This is a genomic window from Nonomuraea sp. WAC 01424 (assembly GCF_003947315.1).
Classification (GTDB): domain Bacteria; phylum Actinomycetota; class Actinomycetes; order Streptosporangiales; family Streptosporangiaceae; genus Nonomuraea; species Nonomuraea spiralis.
Map to the genome: position 1 here is coordinate 1 of NZ_QHHZ01000014.1, position 15,201 is coordinate 15,201.

Annotated in this window: 13 protein-coding genes; 6 read left to right on the plus strand and 7 right to left on the minus strand. The window is 72.6% G+C overall.

Features of this window, described 5'->3' with window-relative positions:
- The first annotated feature begins 191 nt into the window (after nt 1-191).
- Both DMB42_RS34070 and DMB42_RS34075 read left to right on the plus strand, forming a co-directional pair.
- Nucleotides 192-3,281, plus strand: coding sequence for a BTAD domain-containing putative transcriptional regulator (locus DMB42_RS34070; protein ID WP_125641258.1), 3,090 nt, complete (start codon nt 192-194; stop codon nt 3,279-3,281).
- 67 nt (nt 3,282-3,348) lie between these two features.
- The gene (locus DMB42_RS34075) at nt 3,349-4,503 is read left to right on the plus strand and encodes an FAD-dependent monooxygenase (RefSeq protein ID WP_260478120.1); all 1,155 of its coding nucleotides are present in this window, start codon (nt 3,349-3,351) and stop codon (nt 4,501-4,503) included.
- On the opposite strand, the gene DMB42_RS34080 is transcribed toward DMB42_RS34075, so the two are convergent.
- The 3 genes from DMB42_RS34080 to DMB42_RS34090 form a co-directional block, all read right to left on the minus strand.
- The gene (locus DMB42_RS34080; protein ID WP_125641261.1) at nt 4,497-5,315 is read right to left on the minus strand and encodes an SAM-dependent methyltransferase; all 819 of its coding nucleotides are present in this window, start codon (nt 5,313-5,315) and stop codon (nt 4,497-4,499) included. The genes DMB42_RS34075 and DMB42_RS34080 overlap by 7 nt on opposite strands.
- A gap of 101 nt (nt 5,316-5,416) precedes the next feature.
- Nucleotides 5,417-6,292, minus strand: a complete 876-nt coding sequence (locus DMB42_RS34085; protein ID WP_125641264.1) for a hypothetical protein — start codon at nt 6,290-6,292, stop codon at nt 5,417-5,419.
- Nucleotides 6,293-6,325: 33 nt separating this feature from the next.
- Entirely contained in the window at nt 6,326-7,345 is a 1,020-nt protein-coding gene (locus DMB42_RS34090) for a nitronate monooxygenase family protein (RefSeq protein ID WP_125641267.1), read from the minus strand.
- 137 nt (nt 7,346-7,482) lie between these two features.
- On the opposite strand from DMB42_RS34090, the gene DMB42_RS34095 reads away from it, so the two are divergent.
- Nucleotides 7,483-7,668 carry a hypothetical protein gene (locus DMB42_RS34095; protein WP_125641270.1) on the plus strand — a complete coding sequence of 62 codons (186 nt, stop codon included), beginning with the start codon at nt 7,483-7,485 and terminating at the stop codon, nt 7,666-7,668.
- A gap of 22 nt (nt 7,669-7,690) precedes the next feature.
- Here DMB42_RS34095 and DMB42_RS34100 read toward each other — a convergent pair whose 3' ends face one another.
- The gene (locus DMB42_RS34100; protein ID WP_125641273.1) at nt 7,691-8,791 is read right to left on the minus strand and encodes a serine hydrolase domain-containing protein; all 1,101 of its coding nucleotides are present in this window, start codon (nt 8,789-8,791) and stop codon (nt 7,691-7,693) included.
- A gap of 101 nt (nt 8,792-8,892) precedes the next feature.
- Here DMB42_RS34100 and DMB42_RS34105 point away from each other — a divergent pair, with 101 nt between their 5' ends.
- Nucleotides 8,893-9,519: a TetR/AcrR family transcriptional regulator gene (locus DMB42_RS34105; RefSeq protein WP_125641276.1), complete on the plus strand. Its 627-nt coding sequence runs from the start codon at nt 8,893-8,895 to the stop codon at nt 9,517-9,519.
- On the opposite strand, the gene DMB42_RS34110 is transcribed toward DMB42_RS34105, so the two are convergent.
- From DMB42_RS34110 to DMB42_RS34120, 3 genes are all read right to left on the minus strand, one after another.
- The gene (locus DMB42_RS34110; protein ID WP_125641279.1) at nt 9,516-10,307 is read right to left on the minus strand and encodes an N-acetylmuramoyl-L-alanine amidase; all 792 of its coding nucleotides are present in this window, start codon (nt 10,305-10,307) and stop codon (nt 9,516-9,518) included. The genes DMB42_RS34105 and DMB42_RS34110 overlap by 4 nt on opposite strands.
- Before the next feature lie 112 nt (nt 10,308-10,419).
- The gene (locus DMB42_RS34115) at nt 10,420-12,039 is read right to left on the minus strand and encodes a carbamoyltransferase C-terminal domain-containing protein (RefSeq protein WP_260478121.1); all 1,620 of its coding nucleotides are present in this window, start codon (nt 12,037-12,039) and stop codon (nt 10,420-10,422) included.
- 161 nt (nt 12,040-12,200) lie between these two features.
- The gene (locus DMB42_RS34120) at nt 12,201-13,661 is read right to left on the minus strand and encodes an alpha/beta hydrolase (RefSeq protein ID WP_125641285.1); all 1,461 of its coding nucleotides are present in this window, start codon (nt 13,659-13,661) and stop codon (nt 12,201-12,203) included.
- Nucleotides 13,662-13,777: 116 nt separating this feature from the next.
- Here DMB42_RS34120 and DMB42_RS34125 point away from each other — a divergent pair, with 116 nt between their 5' ends.
- Together DMB42_RS34125 and DMB42_RS34130 are read left to right on the plus strand one after the other, a co-directional pair.
- Entirely contained in the window at nt 13,778-14,272 is a 495-nt protein-coding gene (locus DMB42_RS34125; protein ID WP_125641288.1) for a hypothetical protein, read from the plus strand.
- A 287-nt stretch (nt 14,273-14,559) separates the two neighbouring features.
- Nucleotides 14,560-15,192 (plus strand): GPP34 family phosphoprotein, encoded by a 633-nt coding sequence (locus DMB42_RS34130; protein WP_185844999.1) that lies wholly within the window; start codon nt 14,560-14,562, stop codon nt 15,190-15,192.
- Nucleotides 15,193-15,201 lie beyond the last annotated feature (9 nt).

The window sequence follows — 15,201 nt, forward strand, 5'->3', positions numbered from 1 at the left end:
GAAATGTGGGGGGTGATAAAGGGTGACGGGAGAGCAAGCGGACCGTTTCGCCTTGTTGCCGCCAGACGCTAAGCGTTTGCTGACGGCTCGAAAATACGTATGTTCATCGGTAGGCATACCGACATTTCCGTTACGGCTGGTCACACCTCCGCACGTGCGGCGAGTACTCACAGTGTTGGACAATCGGACACGTGCAGTTCGGCATCCTGGGCCCGTTGGAGGTACGGCCGACCGGCGGCGACCCGATCGCCGTGGGCGGTCCCCGACCGCGTGCCCTGCTCGCCCTGCTGCTGCTGGAGGCCGGTCGTACGGTCGCCGTCGACCGGCTCATCGACGCCCAGTACGGCGAGAGCCCACCGGCGGGCGCGGCCAACGCCGTACAGGCGCAGATCTCCCGGCTGAGGCGCAACCTGCCCGACGGCCTGATCGAGTTCCACGGCGCGGGCTACCGGCTGGCAGTCCCGCCCGAGGACGTGGACGCCCACCGCTTCGAGCGGCTGGCCCGCGAGGGCCGGCGGCTGCTCGCGGCCGGCCGGCACGCGGCGGCGGCGGCCACGCTCGGTGAGTGCCTGGACCTGTGGCGCGGCCCGGCGCTCGCGGACGTGCGCGAGGCGGCGTACGCGCCCGGACAGGCCGACCGGCTGGAGGAGCTGCGCCTGGCCGCCCGCGAGGACCTGTACGAGGCCGACCTCCATCTGCCCGAGGCCGAGCCCGCGGCGGGGCTGCGCGAGCTGGTCGCCGCCCACCCGCTGCGGGAACGCCCGCGCGCGCTGCTGATGCGCGCCCTGCACGCGGCCGGGCGGCAGGCCGAGGCGCTGGCGGTCTACGACGAGGCGCGACGGCTGCTCGCCGACGAGCTGGGGGCCGATCCCTCGCCCGAGTTGTCGGCGCTGCACCTGGCGATCCTGCGGGGCGAGGAGCGGCGCGCGCACGCCACGCGGTCGGCGCCGCCGCCCCAGCTCACCACGTTCGTGGGCCGCGAGGAGGAGCTGGCCCGGCTGGCCGCGCTGCGCGAGGCGCGGCTGGTCACGATCACCGGGCCGGGCGGCACCGGCAAGACCCGCCTGGCCGTCGAGGCCGCCACCCGCGACGGGGGCACGCAGGTGTGCTTCGCGGACCTGTCACCGGCCGGCACGGAGGAGCAGGTGCCGCTGCTGGTGCTGGCCGCGCTCGGGCTGCGCGAGTCGGCGCTCGGCCCGTCCGTCCCCGGCCTGCCCGACTACACCGAACGGCTGGTCGCCGCCCTGGCCGAGCAGGACCTGCTGCTCGTCCTGGACAACTGCGAGCACGTCGTCGCCGAGGCCGCCACGCTGGCCCGCCGCCTCCTGGCCGGCTGTCCCGGCGTGCGTGTCCTGGCCACCAGCAGGGAGCCGCTGGGCATCACCGGCGAGCACCTGGTCCCGCTCCCGCCGCTCGCCACCCCGCCGCCGGGCACCGCCGCCGGGGACGCGCTCGCCTACCCGGCGGTCAGGCTGTTCGCCGACCGGGCCGCCGCCGTACGGCCGGGGCTGGAGCTCGACCTCGACGCGACGCTGAGCATCTGCGCGGCGCTCGACGGCCTGCCGCTGGCCATCGAGCTGGCCGCGGCGCGGGTGCGCACGTTCGCCGTCGCGGAGATCGCCGCGCGGCTGGCCGATCACGGCCGCTTCCGGCTGCTGTCGCGCGGCGACCGTACGGCCGCCGCCCGGCACCGGACGTTGCACGCGGTGGTGGAGTGGAGCTGGGACCTGCTGGACGCCGAGGAGCAGGTGCTGGCCAGGCGGTTCTCGGTGTTCGCGGGCGGCGCGCGCCTGGAGGCGGTCGAGCGGGTGTGCGGCGAGGACAGCGCGGTGCTCCTGGCCGACCTGGTGGACAAGTCGCTGGTCGAGACCGCCGGAGACCGCTACCGGATGCTCGACACCATCCGGCTGTTCTGCGCCGAGCGGCTGGCCGAGGCCGGCGAGGAGGAGTGGCTGCGCGCCGCGCACGCCGCCTGGCACCTTGAGCACGCCCAGCGCGCCGAACCCCACCTCTACCGCGCCGAACAGCTCGAATGGCTGGCCCGCCTCGGGGCCGAGGACGCCGACCTCCAGGCCGCGCTGCGCTGGGACGTCGAGCACGACCCGCCGGCGGCGCTGCGGCTGATCTCCGCCCTGGCCATGTACTGGTACCTGAGCGGGCGCAGGGGTCAGGCCGTCCAGCCCGCCAGGCGGCTGCTCGACGCGATCGGCCACGAGCCGCCGCCGGACCTGACCGACGAGTACCTGCTCGCCGTCCTGCACGCCGTCCCCGGGACCGAGTCACCGCATTGGCGGCGGGCCGTCGAGATCACGACGGAGCCGGACCGGCCGGTACGGCACCCGTTCGCCGCCGCGCTGTGGGGCATGACGGCGGGCCCGCCCGCGCGGAGCGCGGACCGGCCGCGGCAGCGCGAGCTCGGCGGCGACCCGTGGAGCCGGGCGCTCGGCCGGCTCAGCGAGGCGCTGCTCGCGCTGCTGGACGGCGGGATCGCGACGGCCGAGCGGGAGCTGGAGATCGTGCTGACGGAGTTCGGCGCGCTGGGCGAACGCTGGGGGAAGGCGCAGGGGCTCGACTGGCTGGCGGTGATCGCGGGCTGGCGCGGCGAGTGGGCGCGGGCGATGGAGTTGTGGGCGGAGGCGCTGGGGCTGCTCGACGAGCTCGGGGCACTGGACGAGCTGGTGGACGTGCTGTACCGGCGGGCCGACGCCCGGCTGCGCGCGGGCGACACGGCGGCGGCCAGGGCCGACTTCCTGCGCGCCCGCGAGCTGGCCCGCGAGCTGGGCCGTCCGGAGCTGACGGCGGCCGTGCTCGTACGGCTGGGCGACCTGGCCAGGATCGAGGGGGATCTCGGCGAGGCCGGCGATCGGCTGCGGGACGCGCTGGCCGCCACCCCCCAGGGCGCCCCGGCGGCCGGGGGCACGGGAGCGCAGCTGTCCACGGCACTGGGCCGGCTGGCCCAGGCCAGGGGCGAGGCGGCCGAGGCCGCGGCCCTGCACCGGGAGGCGGTGGCCGCCGCGCTGCACTCGCCGGTCAGCAGCGACCTCGCCGACGCCGTCGAGGGCCTGGCCGGGGCCGCCCTGCTCGACGACCCGCCGGAACGGGCGGCGCTGCTGCTCGGCATCGGGGTGGCGCTGCGCGGCATGGCGGTGACCGGCGACCGGGACGTCGCCGCGACGGCCGCCGCCGCCACGGCCGCGCTCGGCCCGGAGCGCTTCGCCGCCCTGTACGCCCGCGGCGCCGCGATGACCAGGGACGAGGCCCAGTCCACGCTCCTCACCTGACGGGCGTCCCGGGGACTGTCAGCCGGTCGTCGCCGGGTTGTCAGCGCTCCCGGCGAGGCTTGCCGGCATGAGAAGCACCCTGAAGAACAGCAACGTCCTCATCTCCGGCGCCAGCATCGGCGGCCCCGCGCTGGCCTACTGGCTCGCCCGCCACGGCTGCAACGTCACCGTCGTCGAGAAGGCGCCGGCCCTGCGCGAGGGCGGCCAGGCGGTGGACTTCAAGGGCGAGACCCACCGCACGGTCCTGACCCGGATGGGCATCCTGGACGACGTGCGCCGCCTCCAGACCGGCGGCCGCGACCAGCAGTTCGTGGACGCCTCCGGCCGTACGCTCGCGGTCATGCCCGGCGAGTTCAGCGGCGGCGACATCGAGATCCGCCGCGGCGACCTGGCCCACCTGCTGTACGAGCGCACCGCCTCCTCCTGCGAGTACGTCTTCGGCGACTCCATCACCTCGCTCACCGAGACCCCGGGCGGCGTGCACGTCACCTTCGAACGTTCGGCGCCCCGCACGTTCGACCTGGTCGTGGGCGCGGACGGGATCCACTCCAACGTCCGCAGGCTCGCCATCGGCCCCGAGTCCGACTGCGTGGACTTCCTCGGCCACTACTACGCGCTGGTGGAGCTGGACGCCGACTTCGGCCCCGACGGCCGGATCTACAACGAGCCCGGCAGGATGGTCGCGGTCGGCGGGCCGAAGGCGCCGGCGTTCTTCGTGTTCGCCTCCCCGCGGCTCGACTACGACCGCTACGACGTCGAGCAGCAGAAGGCGATCCTGACGCGGGCGTACGCCGGGATGGGCTGGCGCACGCCGCAGGTCCTCGACGCGGTGCGCGGCGCCAAGGACGTCTACCTCGACTCGATCAGCAGGGTGAGCGTCGACCGGTACGTCCAGGGCCGGGTGGCGCTGCTGGGCGACGCGGCGTACGGCAACACGCTGGGCGGCTTCGGCACCGGGCTGGCGGTGGTGGGCGCGTACGTGCTGGCGGGCGAGCTGGCCGCGGCGGACGGCGACCACCGCGTGGCCTTCGCCGAGTACGAGCGCCAGATGCGCGGCTACGCCAAGGTCACGAAGAGCGGCAGCGCGGGCCCCTTCCTGGCTCCCGGCACCCCCGCCCGGATCCGCATGCGCAACTGGACCTTCAAGTTCGGCTTCCTGCTCAGCCTGATGTTGAAGCTGACCGACAGGTTCGCCACGGACATCAAGCTCAAGAACTACTGAACGGTCACCCGGCCCACACCCGCGTCGAGGCGGATCCGGGGCGGGCCGTCAACCAGGGGGATGTCGTCCCCGTCGCCGAGCCGCCAGTCCTGGACGGGCACCAGACCGGGCCCGATCAGCTCGAAGCCCTCGAACAACCGCAACACCTCGCCATGGGGACGGAACGCGCCCTGGGCGGGCGTGCCGGCCGTGGAGAGGGTGAGCTGGGCGATGGCCTCGGGAGAGCTCTCGGCCATCGCGTGGGAGAGCACCAGATGGCTGCCGGGCACCATGTGCTTCCTGAACGCGGCCACGATGCCGTACGGGTCCTCGGCGTCCATGACGAAGTGCAGCACGCCGACCATCAGCACGCAGACCGGCTGCTCGAAGTCGATCAGGCCGGTCACGTGCGGGTCGGCGAGGATGTCGGCGGGCTTGCGCAGGTCGGCCTGGATGCTGGCGACGCCCGGCTGGTCGGCGAGCATCACCTGGGCGTGCAGGCGCACCACCGGGTCGTGGTCCACGTAGATCACCCGGCAGGCGGGGCTCACCCGGCGCACGGTCTCGTGGATGCTGGGCGAGGTGGGGATGCCGGTGCCGAGGTCGATGAACTGGCGCACGCCCCGGCGGGCGACGTGGCGCACCGCCTCGATCTGGAAACGACGGTTGGCCCTGGCGACGGCGCGGGCCTCGGGCGCGACGGCCAGCAGCTTCTCGGCGACCGCGCGATCGACGGCGACGTTGTCCTTGCCGCCGAGCAAATAGTCGTACACCCGGGCGGAACTTGGGACATTTGGGTCCACTCCGGGAGGAACACGTTCTAGCTCAGACATGGCAACCCATTTCCTCGCCTACCGCTGTTCGCTGGTCATACTACTCGGTAACTTCCGGCGCGACCGGGAATTTCCGGCGGTCCGGCACAACAGAACGCGTTCTACTTCGCCGCGTAGCCGCATGAGCGGGGGTCTTCGAACTCGGGATCGAGCTCGATCCTGCTCAGGATGGTCGCGTCGATCGGACGGCGGATCGTCCCGGCCGTCGCGCAGTCGTAGAACACGTACGCGCCGGAGTCCTGGCCGAGCACCAGCCAGCGTTCCCCCTTCGACAGGAGCTTGCCCGCGTCGTCGCGGACCTCGGCCCACTGGTTGGAGAACCCGGTGAGCTGGAGCACGAGATTGGCCTCGCCGCGGTCGTGCACCCCTTCGGCCCCCTGCGTCATCCAACCCACCAGCACGAACCCCAGGCCCACCCCCACCAGCGCGCCGGTCAGCACGCGCATCGCGGCCCGGCCGGTCGGCCGCCCGCGCAGCAGCCGGTAGGGCACCAGCAGGCCGAACAGCCCGACCACCACGACCGTGATCAGCACCGGCGTGCCGGTGACGTCCAGGATGCCGAGCATCCCCCAGTACGCGATGCCCGACAGCGCGGCGCCGACCCCGGCGGCCAGCCACGGCTGCTCCCGTCCCCGGTTCAGTACGCGCCCGGCCGCGCCGCGGGTGATCCGGTCGAGCAGCCACCAGGCGCCCACGACCAGGCCGAAAAGCGGCAGCAGGGCCAGGAAGAGCAGCACCAGGGTCGCGACCAGATGGCCGAAGATGCTCGCCTGAGTGAGCCCGGCCTGCTCGGGGGTGATGCCGAAGGTGTCGTAGACGCTCTCGAAGCCCAGGTAGAGCAGGGCGTACACAGCGACGGCGATCGGTACGACGACCGTGCCGATCTTCTCCATCACCTCCAGCACGCTGCCCCTGGCGACCACGATCTCCGGCCCGGCGGTCTCGGAGTGCGCGGCGGGCAACGTCTGAAATGTCATGGCACAAGAGGATGCATCAGGCCGGGAGCGGCGTCATCCGCCGGGCGGGGCGAAGCGGCCCAGCAGCGTGGCCGCCTCGGCGAAACCGGCCACCACGTCGGCGGCCGTACGCCGCTCGCGCACCATCCCGACGGCCTCGCCCGCGTAGACGCAGGCGGTGTCGAAGTCGCCGTCGCGGCGGGCGGCGGCGATCAGCTCCGCGGCCTCCTCGTCGGCGGCCAGTTCCGCCTCGCGGCCGGCCCAGCGGTCGAAGAAGGTGTTGCGCAGCGCCCGGCCGCCGAACTCCGCGGGCCAGTCCAGGCGCTGGGCCACGTCGAAGACGCGGCCGTAGGCGGTGTCGGTCTCCGTCGCGGCCAGCACACGGGCCGCCGCGGGGCCGGACAGCGCCGTCTCCGCGCACCCCATGAACGCCGTGCCGACCCACGCCCCCTCGGCCCCCGCCGCCAGCACGGCGGCCAGCCCGCGCGCGGTGGCGATGCCGCCCGCCGCCAGCACCGGGATCCGCACCGCGTCGAGCACGCTCTGGAGCAGCGGCAGCGTGCCCACCTCGGCGCGCCCGTGGCCGCCCGCCTCCGACCCGCGCGCGACGACCGCGTCCACGCCGGCCTGCTCGGCCGCGCGGGCCTCGTCCGTGGTGCCCGCCTGCGTGACGACCGTGACGCCGGCCTGCCGCAACTCCTCCACGTACCTCTGGTACGGCCCGAAGCTCACGGAGACCAGCGGCGGCCGGGCCGCGAGCACGGCCTCGAACTGGCCGGGATTGCCGGGCAGCGCCCAGGCCATGAGCCCGATCCCGTACGGCCGCCCGCCACGCGCGGCGACGGCGGCCTCGGCCTCGATCCAGGAGGCGGGGGTGGCCGAGGAGACCCCGATCATGCCGAGCGCGCCGGCCGCCGAGACGGCGGCGGCCAGCCGGCCCGCACTCACTCCCGCCATGGGGGCACTCACCAGGGGCACCGTCAGCCCGAACCGCCCGGTCAGCCACGTACGCACGCCGCTCCCCTTCCGTCTCACCCGCTGCGGCCAGTCTCGCACCACGACGTCCAAGAGCATGGCGCGAGGGGGACAACGCAGGATCCGTACGAAAGTAGGACCGGTTGACCGATGCGCCGGAGGCGGGGGCTGTGCATCCTGGTGGGGACGGGTCCGGCGCGTGGCCTGTTGTGAACCTCGAAGGGAGTCACCAGCACATGGACAGCGCTGCAGCCCGCCCGACCGTGGTCCTGGACAACGGGGTCGTCGGCCGGATCATGCTGGCCCACCGCTCACGGCGCGATCTCGTGCTCGTGCTCGGCATGGACGGCACCCTGCTGAGCTGCGACCTCGACGGCATCGCCTGCGTGGTCGGCGGCAAGCCGCTGTGCCGCGACGGCTGACCTCCGCGCGGGAGGCGGGTGGTCAGGACCGGGCCACCAGGGCGGCCAGTTCGCCGACGGCGGTGAAGTCGTTGGTGAGCCGGTTCTTGGTGAGGGCGACGGCGGCCCCGGTCGCGGTGTCGGCCCACGCGTAGCTGCCGCCCGCCCCGCCGATGCCGAACGCCGTCGCGCTCTCCTGCGGCGAGGCGCCGGGCAGCCCGATCGTGAAGCCGAGGCCCCACGTCGAGGGCATGCCGAAGACCTCGTCCGGGCCGCTGAAGGCCACCGCGGTCGCCTCGCGCAGCCGTTCAGGGGAGATCAGCCGGACGCCGTCCACCTCGCCGAGCAGGGCGGCGTACATGCGGGCTATCGCCCTGGCCGAGGTCTTGCCGCCGGCCGGGATGTCGGCGGTCAGGTAGTCGGGCCGGCTGCCGAGCGCGGCGGTCGGCATCAGCTCCATCGGGCCGGCCTTGAACATCGGCAGGTCGGCCGGCAGGTCGCCGAACATCGACGGGTCCATGGGCACGTCCTCCAGCGTGGCCAGGCGGTGCTGCTCCTCCTGGGGCATGCCGAAGTAGAGCTCGCGGGCCACGCCCAGCGGGCCGGAGACCTCCTCCAGCAACACCTGCGAGATGCGCTTGCCGGTGGCCCTGCGGACGATCTCGCCGACCAGGAAGCCGAAGGTGTAGGCGTGGTAGCCCATCTTCGTGCCCGGCTCCCACCACAGCTCGGCGTTCTCCAGCGCGGCGACCATCTTGTCCCAGTCGCAGACGTCCTCGGGCGTGGTGTCGAGCGGCACCCCGGGCACGCCGGCCGTGTGGCTCAGCACGTGCCGGACGGTCACGCCCTCCTTGCCGTTCCTCGCGAACTCCGGCCACAGCTCGGCGACGGGGGTGTCGTAGCCGTACAGGCCGCGCTCGGCCAGCAGGTGGGCGACGGCCGAGGTCGCGCCCTTGCCGATGGAGAAGTTGTAGAACGGCGTGTCGGAGGTGACCGGCCGGCCGGTCGCCGGGTCGGCCACGCCCGCCACCACGTCCACGATCTGGACGCCGTCCCGGTAGACGGCCACCTGGAGCCCACGCTCGGCGCCCGACTCGACGAGCCGGTCGGCGTTCTCCTGCACCTGCTTCTGAAGGTCACTCATGTCGAAACTCCTGCCCGGTTCTGGAACTGGACGGTACAGTACTCACGTCGGTACGGAACTGTCCAGTACTGTGGGAACAAGTGATCGAAAAGGTGGCGCCAATGGCGGCGGAAGAGGACGGGCGTACCGCGCGCAAGCGCAGGCAGATCCTGGACGCGGCGCACGCGGTGTTCCTGCGCAACGGCTACGTGGGCGCGAGCATGGACGAGGTGGCCGCGATCGCCTCGGTCTCGAAGCAGACCGTCTACAAACACTTCAGCGACAAGGAACAACTCTTCACCACGATCATCCTCGACACGACCGACCAGATCGCGGGCCTGGCCAAGCTCGTCACCGCGTCGCTGGAGGACGGCCATGACCTGGACGAGGGCCTGCGCCAGCTCGCCCGCGCGTTCCTCGGCGCGCTCATGCAGCCCGACGTGCTGCGGCTGCGGCGGCTGATCATCGCCGAGGCCGACCGTTTCCCCGACCTCGGCCGCACCTGGTACCAGCAGGGGTTCGAACGGTCGCTCCAGACCCTGGCCACGGCCTTCGGGCGCCTGGCCGGGCACGGCCTGCGGCCCATGGACGACCCACAGCTCGCCGCCGACCACTTCGTCGGGCTGCTGTTGTGGATCCCGGTGAACAAGGTCATGTTCTCGGGCGGCGGCGACCACTACACCGAGGCCGACCTCGACCGGATCGCCGACGCCGCGGCCGAGGCGTTCCTGCGGGCCTACGGCGGCTAACCGGCCAGATACTGCTTGAGCCCGGCGGCCAGCGAACCGGCCATGCGCTCGCGGAACTCGCCGTCGGACATCTTGGCGGCGTCCCCGGGGTTGGCCATGTTGCCGCACTCGATGAACACCGCCGGGCGGGTGGACAGGTTGAGCCCGCCCAGGTCGGTGCGGGTCTGCAGCCCCTGCTCGCCGAGATAGGTGGCGTACGGCATGCCGGTGCCGTCGCGGAAGGCGTTCCGGACGGCCACGCCCAGCTTCCTGGACGGCTTGATGATCGCGTCGTTGTGGCCGGGCACCAGCCCCGGCAGGATCACGTGGAAGCCATGGCCGCTCGGTGCCGCGCCGTCGGCGTGGATGGACAGGACGGCGTCCGCCCGCGCCTTGTTGCCGATGGCCGCCCGCACGTCGACGCAGGGGCCGACGCCGGTGTCGTCCGGCCTGGTCAGCACCACCTTGGCGCCCATGCCTTCGAGTATCGGCTTCAGGCGGCGCGCGACGTCCCAGGTGAAGGCGTGCTCCGGGTAGCCGGCGGCGGTCCGGGTGCCGGTGGTGTTGCAGGGCTTGCGCCCGGTGATGATGTCGACCGGGTGGCTGATCTCCTTGGGGTGGGAGGCGTTGCCCCCGTTGTGCCCCGGGTCGAGCACGACGATCTTCCCGGCCAGCGCGCGCGTCCCCTGCGACGGCGACAGGGAGGTCACGACCACCCCCTGGGTGGCCCGTACGCCGCCGCCGCCGCAGGCCGCCGACAACACGGCCAGGGCGGTCAGCGTCACGGGGACGACCGGGTGAACACGCATGCGACCGACCGTAACCGGGACGGGCCCGGCGACCTCGTCACCCGCTCTGGCCTGCGAGAACGATGACCTGGATTTGGACCTCACCGGACGGGCGCCGCGCCGCCGGGCTCGGCTAGTCCCGGTCCCAGTCCGCGCCGGGCACCGGCGGCTCGTCCCGCTTGCGGATCAGGTACGGCGGCATGACCAGGGCGTGCAGGCCCGTCGAGAGCAGGGTGTCGATCGACTGCTCGGGCGTCTCGGTCAGCGGGTGGCCGGGGCCGTTGAGCGAGGTGTTGATCAGGGCCGGGGAGCCGGTGGTCTCGTGCCACCTGGTCAGCAGGGCGTGCAGGAACGGCGTGGCGGACTCCTCCACGGTCTGGAGCCTCGCCGTACCGTCCACGTGGGTCACGCCCGGCAGGCTCGCGCGGTGCTCGGGGCGCACGTCGGCGGAGTACTGCATGAACGGGGCCGGGCGGTCGATGTCGAACAGGCGCCCGGCGTGCTCGGCCAGCACCAGCGGGGCCAGCGGGCGGAACCACTCGCGGCCCTTGACCTCGAAGTTGACGTAGTCCTGCATGTCCGGCCTGGCCGGGTCGGCGATGATGCTGCGGTTGCCGAGCGCGCGCGGGCCCGACTCGCTGCGGCCCTGGTGCAGGGCCACGACCCGGCCGCTCTCCAGCAGCGACACCATCGCGCCGACCAGGTCGTCCGGCTGCTCGGCCACCAGGCCGTCGGGCAGGCTGCGGACGGCGGCGGTGATCTCGCTCTCGTCCGGGTCGGGGCCGAGGAAGTCGTCGGTCCAGCGGAAGCCGCTCTCGACGCCGAGGCATTCGATCAGGCCGTAGAGTGCGCAGCCCACGGCGGTGCCGCCGGCATGCGGGCTGGGCGGGATGAACACCTCGCGGAACGGCGACTCGCGGACGATCCGGCCGTTGGCCGAGCAGTTGAGCGCGGCGCCGCCGGCGAAGGCCAGCCGGTCGAGGCCGGTCTGCCCGTGCAGCCAGGCGACGACCTGGGCGAGGGCGTTCTCGTAGACGCGCTGGCCGGCCGCCGCCAGGTCGGCCGCGCGGGCGAAGCGCTCGCCGCCCGGCTCGTAGAGGTAGGCGTCCCGCTGGGCGAACGTCTCGATCCACTCCTCGGGGATGAACACCTCGTGCCCGCGTACGTCGAGGTCGGGCAGGCCGTACACGTACGGGTCGCCGAAGGGGGCCAGGCCCGTCACCCTGCCCTCGTTGCCCTCGCCCTCGGGCCACAGCAGTTTGGTCAGCAGCGCGTAGAAGCAGCCGAGTCCGGCCGGGCGGGCCCAGTCGCCGTCCCAGAGCTGCTTGGCCAGGCACTCGATCTCGCCGCCGCGTTCGCACCGGTAGAAGGAGGCGACCTCCACCATGTCGTCCCTGGTGCCCTTCGGCAGCCGTACCGGCTCGGTGAAGTCCCGTACCCGGCTGCCCTGGGCGTCGATCACCAGGCCCGCCGCCCGCTCGAACGGCGAGGGCGGGAACGCGCTGTAGACGTGGCTGAGATGGCGCGAGACCTGGACGACGCGGGCGCCCTCCTTGAGGCTCAGGGTCTCGCGCAGCTCTTCCTCGTAGGCGTCCTTGTGCTCCATCTCGGTGTCGGAGGAGTATCCCTCCACCACGAGGTCCACGGGCTCCTTGAGCAGCGGCATCTCGGGCAGGTACAGGTCCGGCAGGTCACCGAGACGACCCCAGTGGTGCTTGCGCCGGCTGATGCGTTCCTTCTGCAGGCTGTACATGCCCGACTCACCCGCAGCGACGGCAACAGAACCATCCCGAGTACGATTTATACCGACAACGATGGGAACGTCCGCCATTTCTGGTGCCTCCTGCGTTGTGATCATCGGCACCAGTACCCGGGCTTCGGACAAGACCATCCCTCAACCGCGTAACGGACACGTCAGCGGCAGAGCGTGTCCGCCGCCGGACGCCGGCCGGTGACCAGGAACTCCGTCACCGTCCTGTCGCCGCAGGCGTTGCCGTTGGCGAGGTAGCTGCCGTGGCCGCCGGCGTCCACGCTGACCATCCGCGCCCGGTCGCCGAAGGCGGCCCGCAGCTTCAGCGCGCCGCTGTGCGGCGTGGAGGGGTCACGCAGGTTCTGCACCAGCAGCACGTTGGACGGCCCCTTGGCGGTCACCCGTACGGGCCGCTCGGCCGGCCGGTACGGCCAGAAGGCGCACGGCCCGAGGTTGACCGGCATGCCCGCCGTGAGCGGGTAGTCCACCCGGTTCCGGTCCACCAGCCGCTGGTGCCGGACCGTCGAGGCGGGCCACTCCACGTCGTTGCACATGGTCGCCCCGGCCACGGCGGCGGTGTTCTGCAGCGCGGCGGGCGGCGGCGAGGTGGGGGCGGGCAGCGTCGCGCGGGTCAGCGCGGCCTTCATCAGGGCGGCCAGCCCCGGGAAGCCGGCGTCGGAGTAGAACGCGGTGAGCATGGTCTCGCGCAGCGTGTTGCCGTCGAGCCGGGCGGGGTTGGCGCCGGGCCAGGGCAGCGGCTCGCGGTCCAGCCGGGCGGCCAGGTCCAGCACGGTACGCCGGACCTCGGCCGGGTCGGCGCCGAGCCCGTACTCGGCGGCGCGGGCAGCGGCGAAGCGGGCGAAGTCGGGGAACCTGTCCTCGACGCCGACCGCGTAGTTGGCCAGCCATCCCCTGGCGACCTTGGTCGGGTCGGGGTCGTCGTTGCTGTCCAGGACGACCCGGTCGGTGTGCTCGGGGAACATCGTGGCGTACGCGGCTCCGGCGTAGGTGCCGTACGAGACGCCCCAGTAGGAGAGCTTCTGCTCGCCGAGCGCGCGCCTGATGGCGTCGATGTCCCTGGCCGCGTTGCGGGTGGTGATGTGGCGCAGCATTGGGCCGCCGTTGCGCGCGCACGCCTCGGCGAGCCGGTGCGACCAGGCCACGTTCTCGCTGATGTCGCCGTCGGCCGCCGGGTAGGGCTTGAGCTTGGTGAGGGTGGTGTCGGCGTCGGCGAGCCCGCAGGTGACGGGGGCGCTGCGGCCGACGCCGCGCGGGTCGAAGCCGATGATGTCGTAGCGGTCGAGCACCTCGGCGGGCAGGCGGCCGACCATGGTGCTGGGACGCGACAGGCCGGGGCTGCCGGGGCCGCCGGGGATGAGCAGCAGCACACCCCTGCGCAGGCCGGGCCGCGCGGTGCGGATCCGGGAGACGGCCATGGAGAACGTGTCACCCGCCGGGGCGGCGTGGTCGACCGGGACCTGGAGGGTAGCGCACTCCTGCCGGGCGTCCAGGCCGGACATCCCGGCGCAGGTCCCCCACTCCACGGTCGGGGTGGGGGCCGCGGTCGGGGCGGTCGGGGCGGGGGTGAAGGTGAGCAGGGAGGCGAGCGCGAGGGCGGAGTTCATGGCGACAAGCCTGCTGTCCGGAGTGGTCACCCCACCATGGACGTGATCATCGATCGACCGTGATCTCCTCATGAACCGGACAGAACTTGTGGGCCCGGCGAGCGGTCAAACCCTGTATGACGAAGCACACATTCGCGGCGGTGACCCTCGCGGCGGGCCTCACCTTGGCCGGGATCGCCTCCCCCGCGCTCGCCACCCCAGCGTTCGGCCCCTACGGGTACGGCGGGATCACGCTGGGCATGAGCGCCAAGGCCGCCCAGGCCACCGGGAAGATCGTCCGCAAGCCGGCCCCCGGCTCGGACGCCTGCTCCGGCTGGGACCTCAAGGCCCACAGGACGAGCCGCGACGCGGTCGGCCTGTACATCTCCAAGAACGTCGGCGTCGCGATGATCTTCGCGCCGAAGGGTGTCAGGACGCCGGAGGGCATCGGCGTCGGCTCGACGCAGGCCCAGCTCAAGCAGGCGTACGCGAAGAAGCTGCGCACGTCGGCGAGCGGCTACCCGTACGCCGACGTGCCGGGCAACCCGAAGGCGTACTACTACTTCCTGCTCCGCCACGGCAAGATCTACGAGATGGGCCTGGCCCTGGACAAGCAGGACTGCGCGAACTGACGACCCGACCGAAATGCCGTAAGTGATCTTCCTCACCCGGCCCACTGCGGCGGGCGCGCACCGGGTCCGGGTACGGGCGCGGCAGCTCTGTCATCAGGCGATCATCGGCTGATGGGCCCTCGATCGGGCGGCACCGGCTTCTCCGCGAAGCCGGTGCTTTTTTATTTCCTGATAAATAGGGTCTAGCCCGGAGATGTGGTTCTTGGTAGAAATTGCCGCTGGCAGCTACGCGCTGCTTCCTGAACCGGTCATCCACCAATTCCTATAGTGAGCGGGCCGATTTTAACGTGCTTGCCGATGATTTCTTCTTCGTCTCCTGGGACGCGACGGGCTCGGGCAAGCCTCGCCTGCATGCCCCGGGCGTGGCGCTCGGCCTGGCCGGGGCGCTGATCGCGGAACTGGTGCTGGAGCAGCGGATCGCCGTGGAAGGGGTCCGGCTGCGAGTGGTCGACGGGCGCAGGGTCCAGGACGAGCTGGCCGGAAAAGTGCTGACCGAAATCGGTAATTCCCCGCAGCACACCGACGTGCGAACCTGGCTGGCGTACCTGGCACAACGCTCGGTCACCGAGGTGACCGGGCGGTTGATGGCGAACGGCCTGCTCGAACGCGAATCCCCGAGACTGCTCAAGCGTAAACAGTTCCGCTATTTCTCGACCGACTTCAGCCGGGCCATGTGGCCCTCCGCACGGCTGAGGCTGGCGCTGGTCAAGTGGCAGCCGCTGACCCCGTACGACATGGCCCTGGCCGCCCTGGCCGAGGCCTGCGACCTGACCGACATCGTCGTCGAGGACCCGGCCGACCGGCGCGGCGCCCACCAGTACCTGACCACTGTGCTGGCCGCGATGCCCCAGCCGCTGAGCGACCTGGGCCGCCAGGTGGGCGCGGCCGTCGGCGACGCGGTCCTGACCTACCGCACCTGAACCCCCCAG

What these genes read in the sequence shown, in the direction of transcription:
- DMB42_RS34075 (WP_260478120.1), top strand. Translation starts at nt 3,349, where the DNA reads ATGAGAAGCACCCTGAAGAACAGCAACGTCCTCATCTCCGGCGCCAGC.
- DMB42_RS34080 (WP_125641261.1), bottom strand. Translation starts at nt 5,315, where the DNA reads ATGTCTGAGCTAGAACGTGTTCCTCCCGGAGTGGACCCAAATGTCCCA.
- DMB42_RS34085 (WP_125641264.1), bottom strand. Translation starts at nt 6,292, where the DNA reads ATGACATTTCAGACGTTGCCCGCCGCGCACTCCGAGACCGCCGGGCCG.
- DMB42_RS34090 (WP_125641267.1), bottom strand. Translation starts at nt 7,345, where the DNA reads ATGCTCTTGGACGTCGTGGTGCGAGACTGGCCGCAGCGGGTGAGACGG.
- DMB42_RS34095 (WP_125641270.1), top strand. Translation starts at nt 7,483, where the DNA reads ATGGACAGCGCTGCAGCCCGCCCGACCGTGGTCCTGGACAACGGGGTC.
- DMB42_RS34100 (WP_125641273.1), bottom strand. Translation starts at nt 8,791, where the DNA reads ATGAGTGACCTTCAGAAGCAGGTGCAGGAGAACGCCGACCGGCTCGTC.
- DMB42_RS34105 (WP_125641276.1), top strand. Translation starts at nt 8,893, where the DNA reads ATGGCGGCGGAAGAGGACGGGCGTACCGCGCGCAAGCGCAGGCAGATC.
- DMB42_RS34110 (WP_125641279.1), bottom strand. Translation starts at nt 10,307, where the DNA reads ATGCGTGTTCACCCGGTCGTCCCCGTGACGCTGACCGCCCTGGCCGTG.
- DMB42_RS34115 (WP_260478121.1), bottom strand. Translation starts at nt 12,039, where the DNA reads ATGTACAGCCTGCAGAAGGAACGCATCAGCCGGCGCAAGCACCACTGG.
- DMB42_RS34120 (WP_125641285.1), bottom strand. Translation starts at nt 13,661, where the DNA reads ATGAACTCCGCCCTCGCGCTCGCCTCCCTGCTCACCTTCACCCCCGCC.
- DMB42_RS34125 (WP_125641288.1), top strand. Translation starts at nt 13,778, where the DNA reads ATGACGAAGCACACATTCGCGGCGGTGACCCTCGCGGCGGGCCTCACC.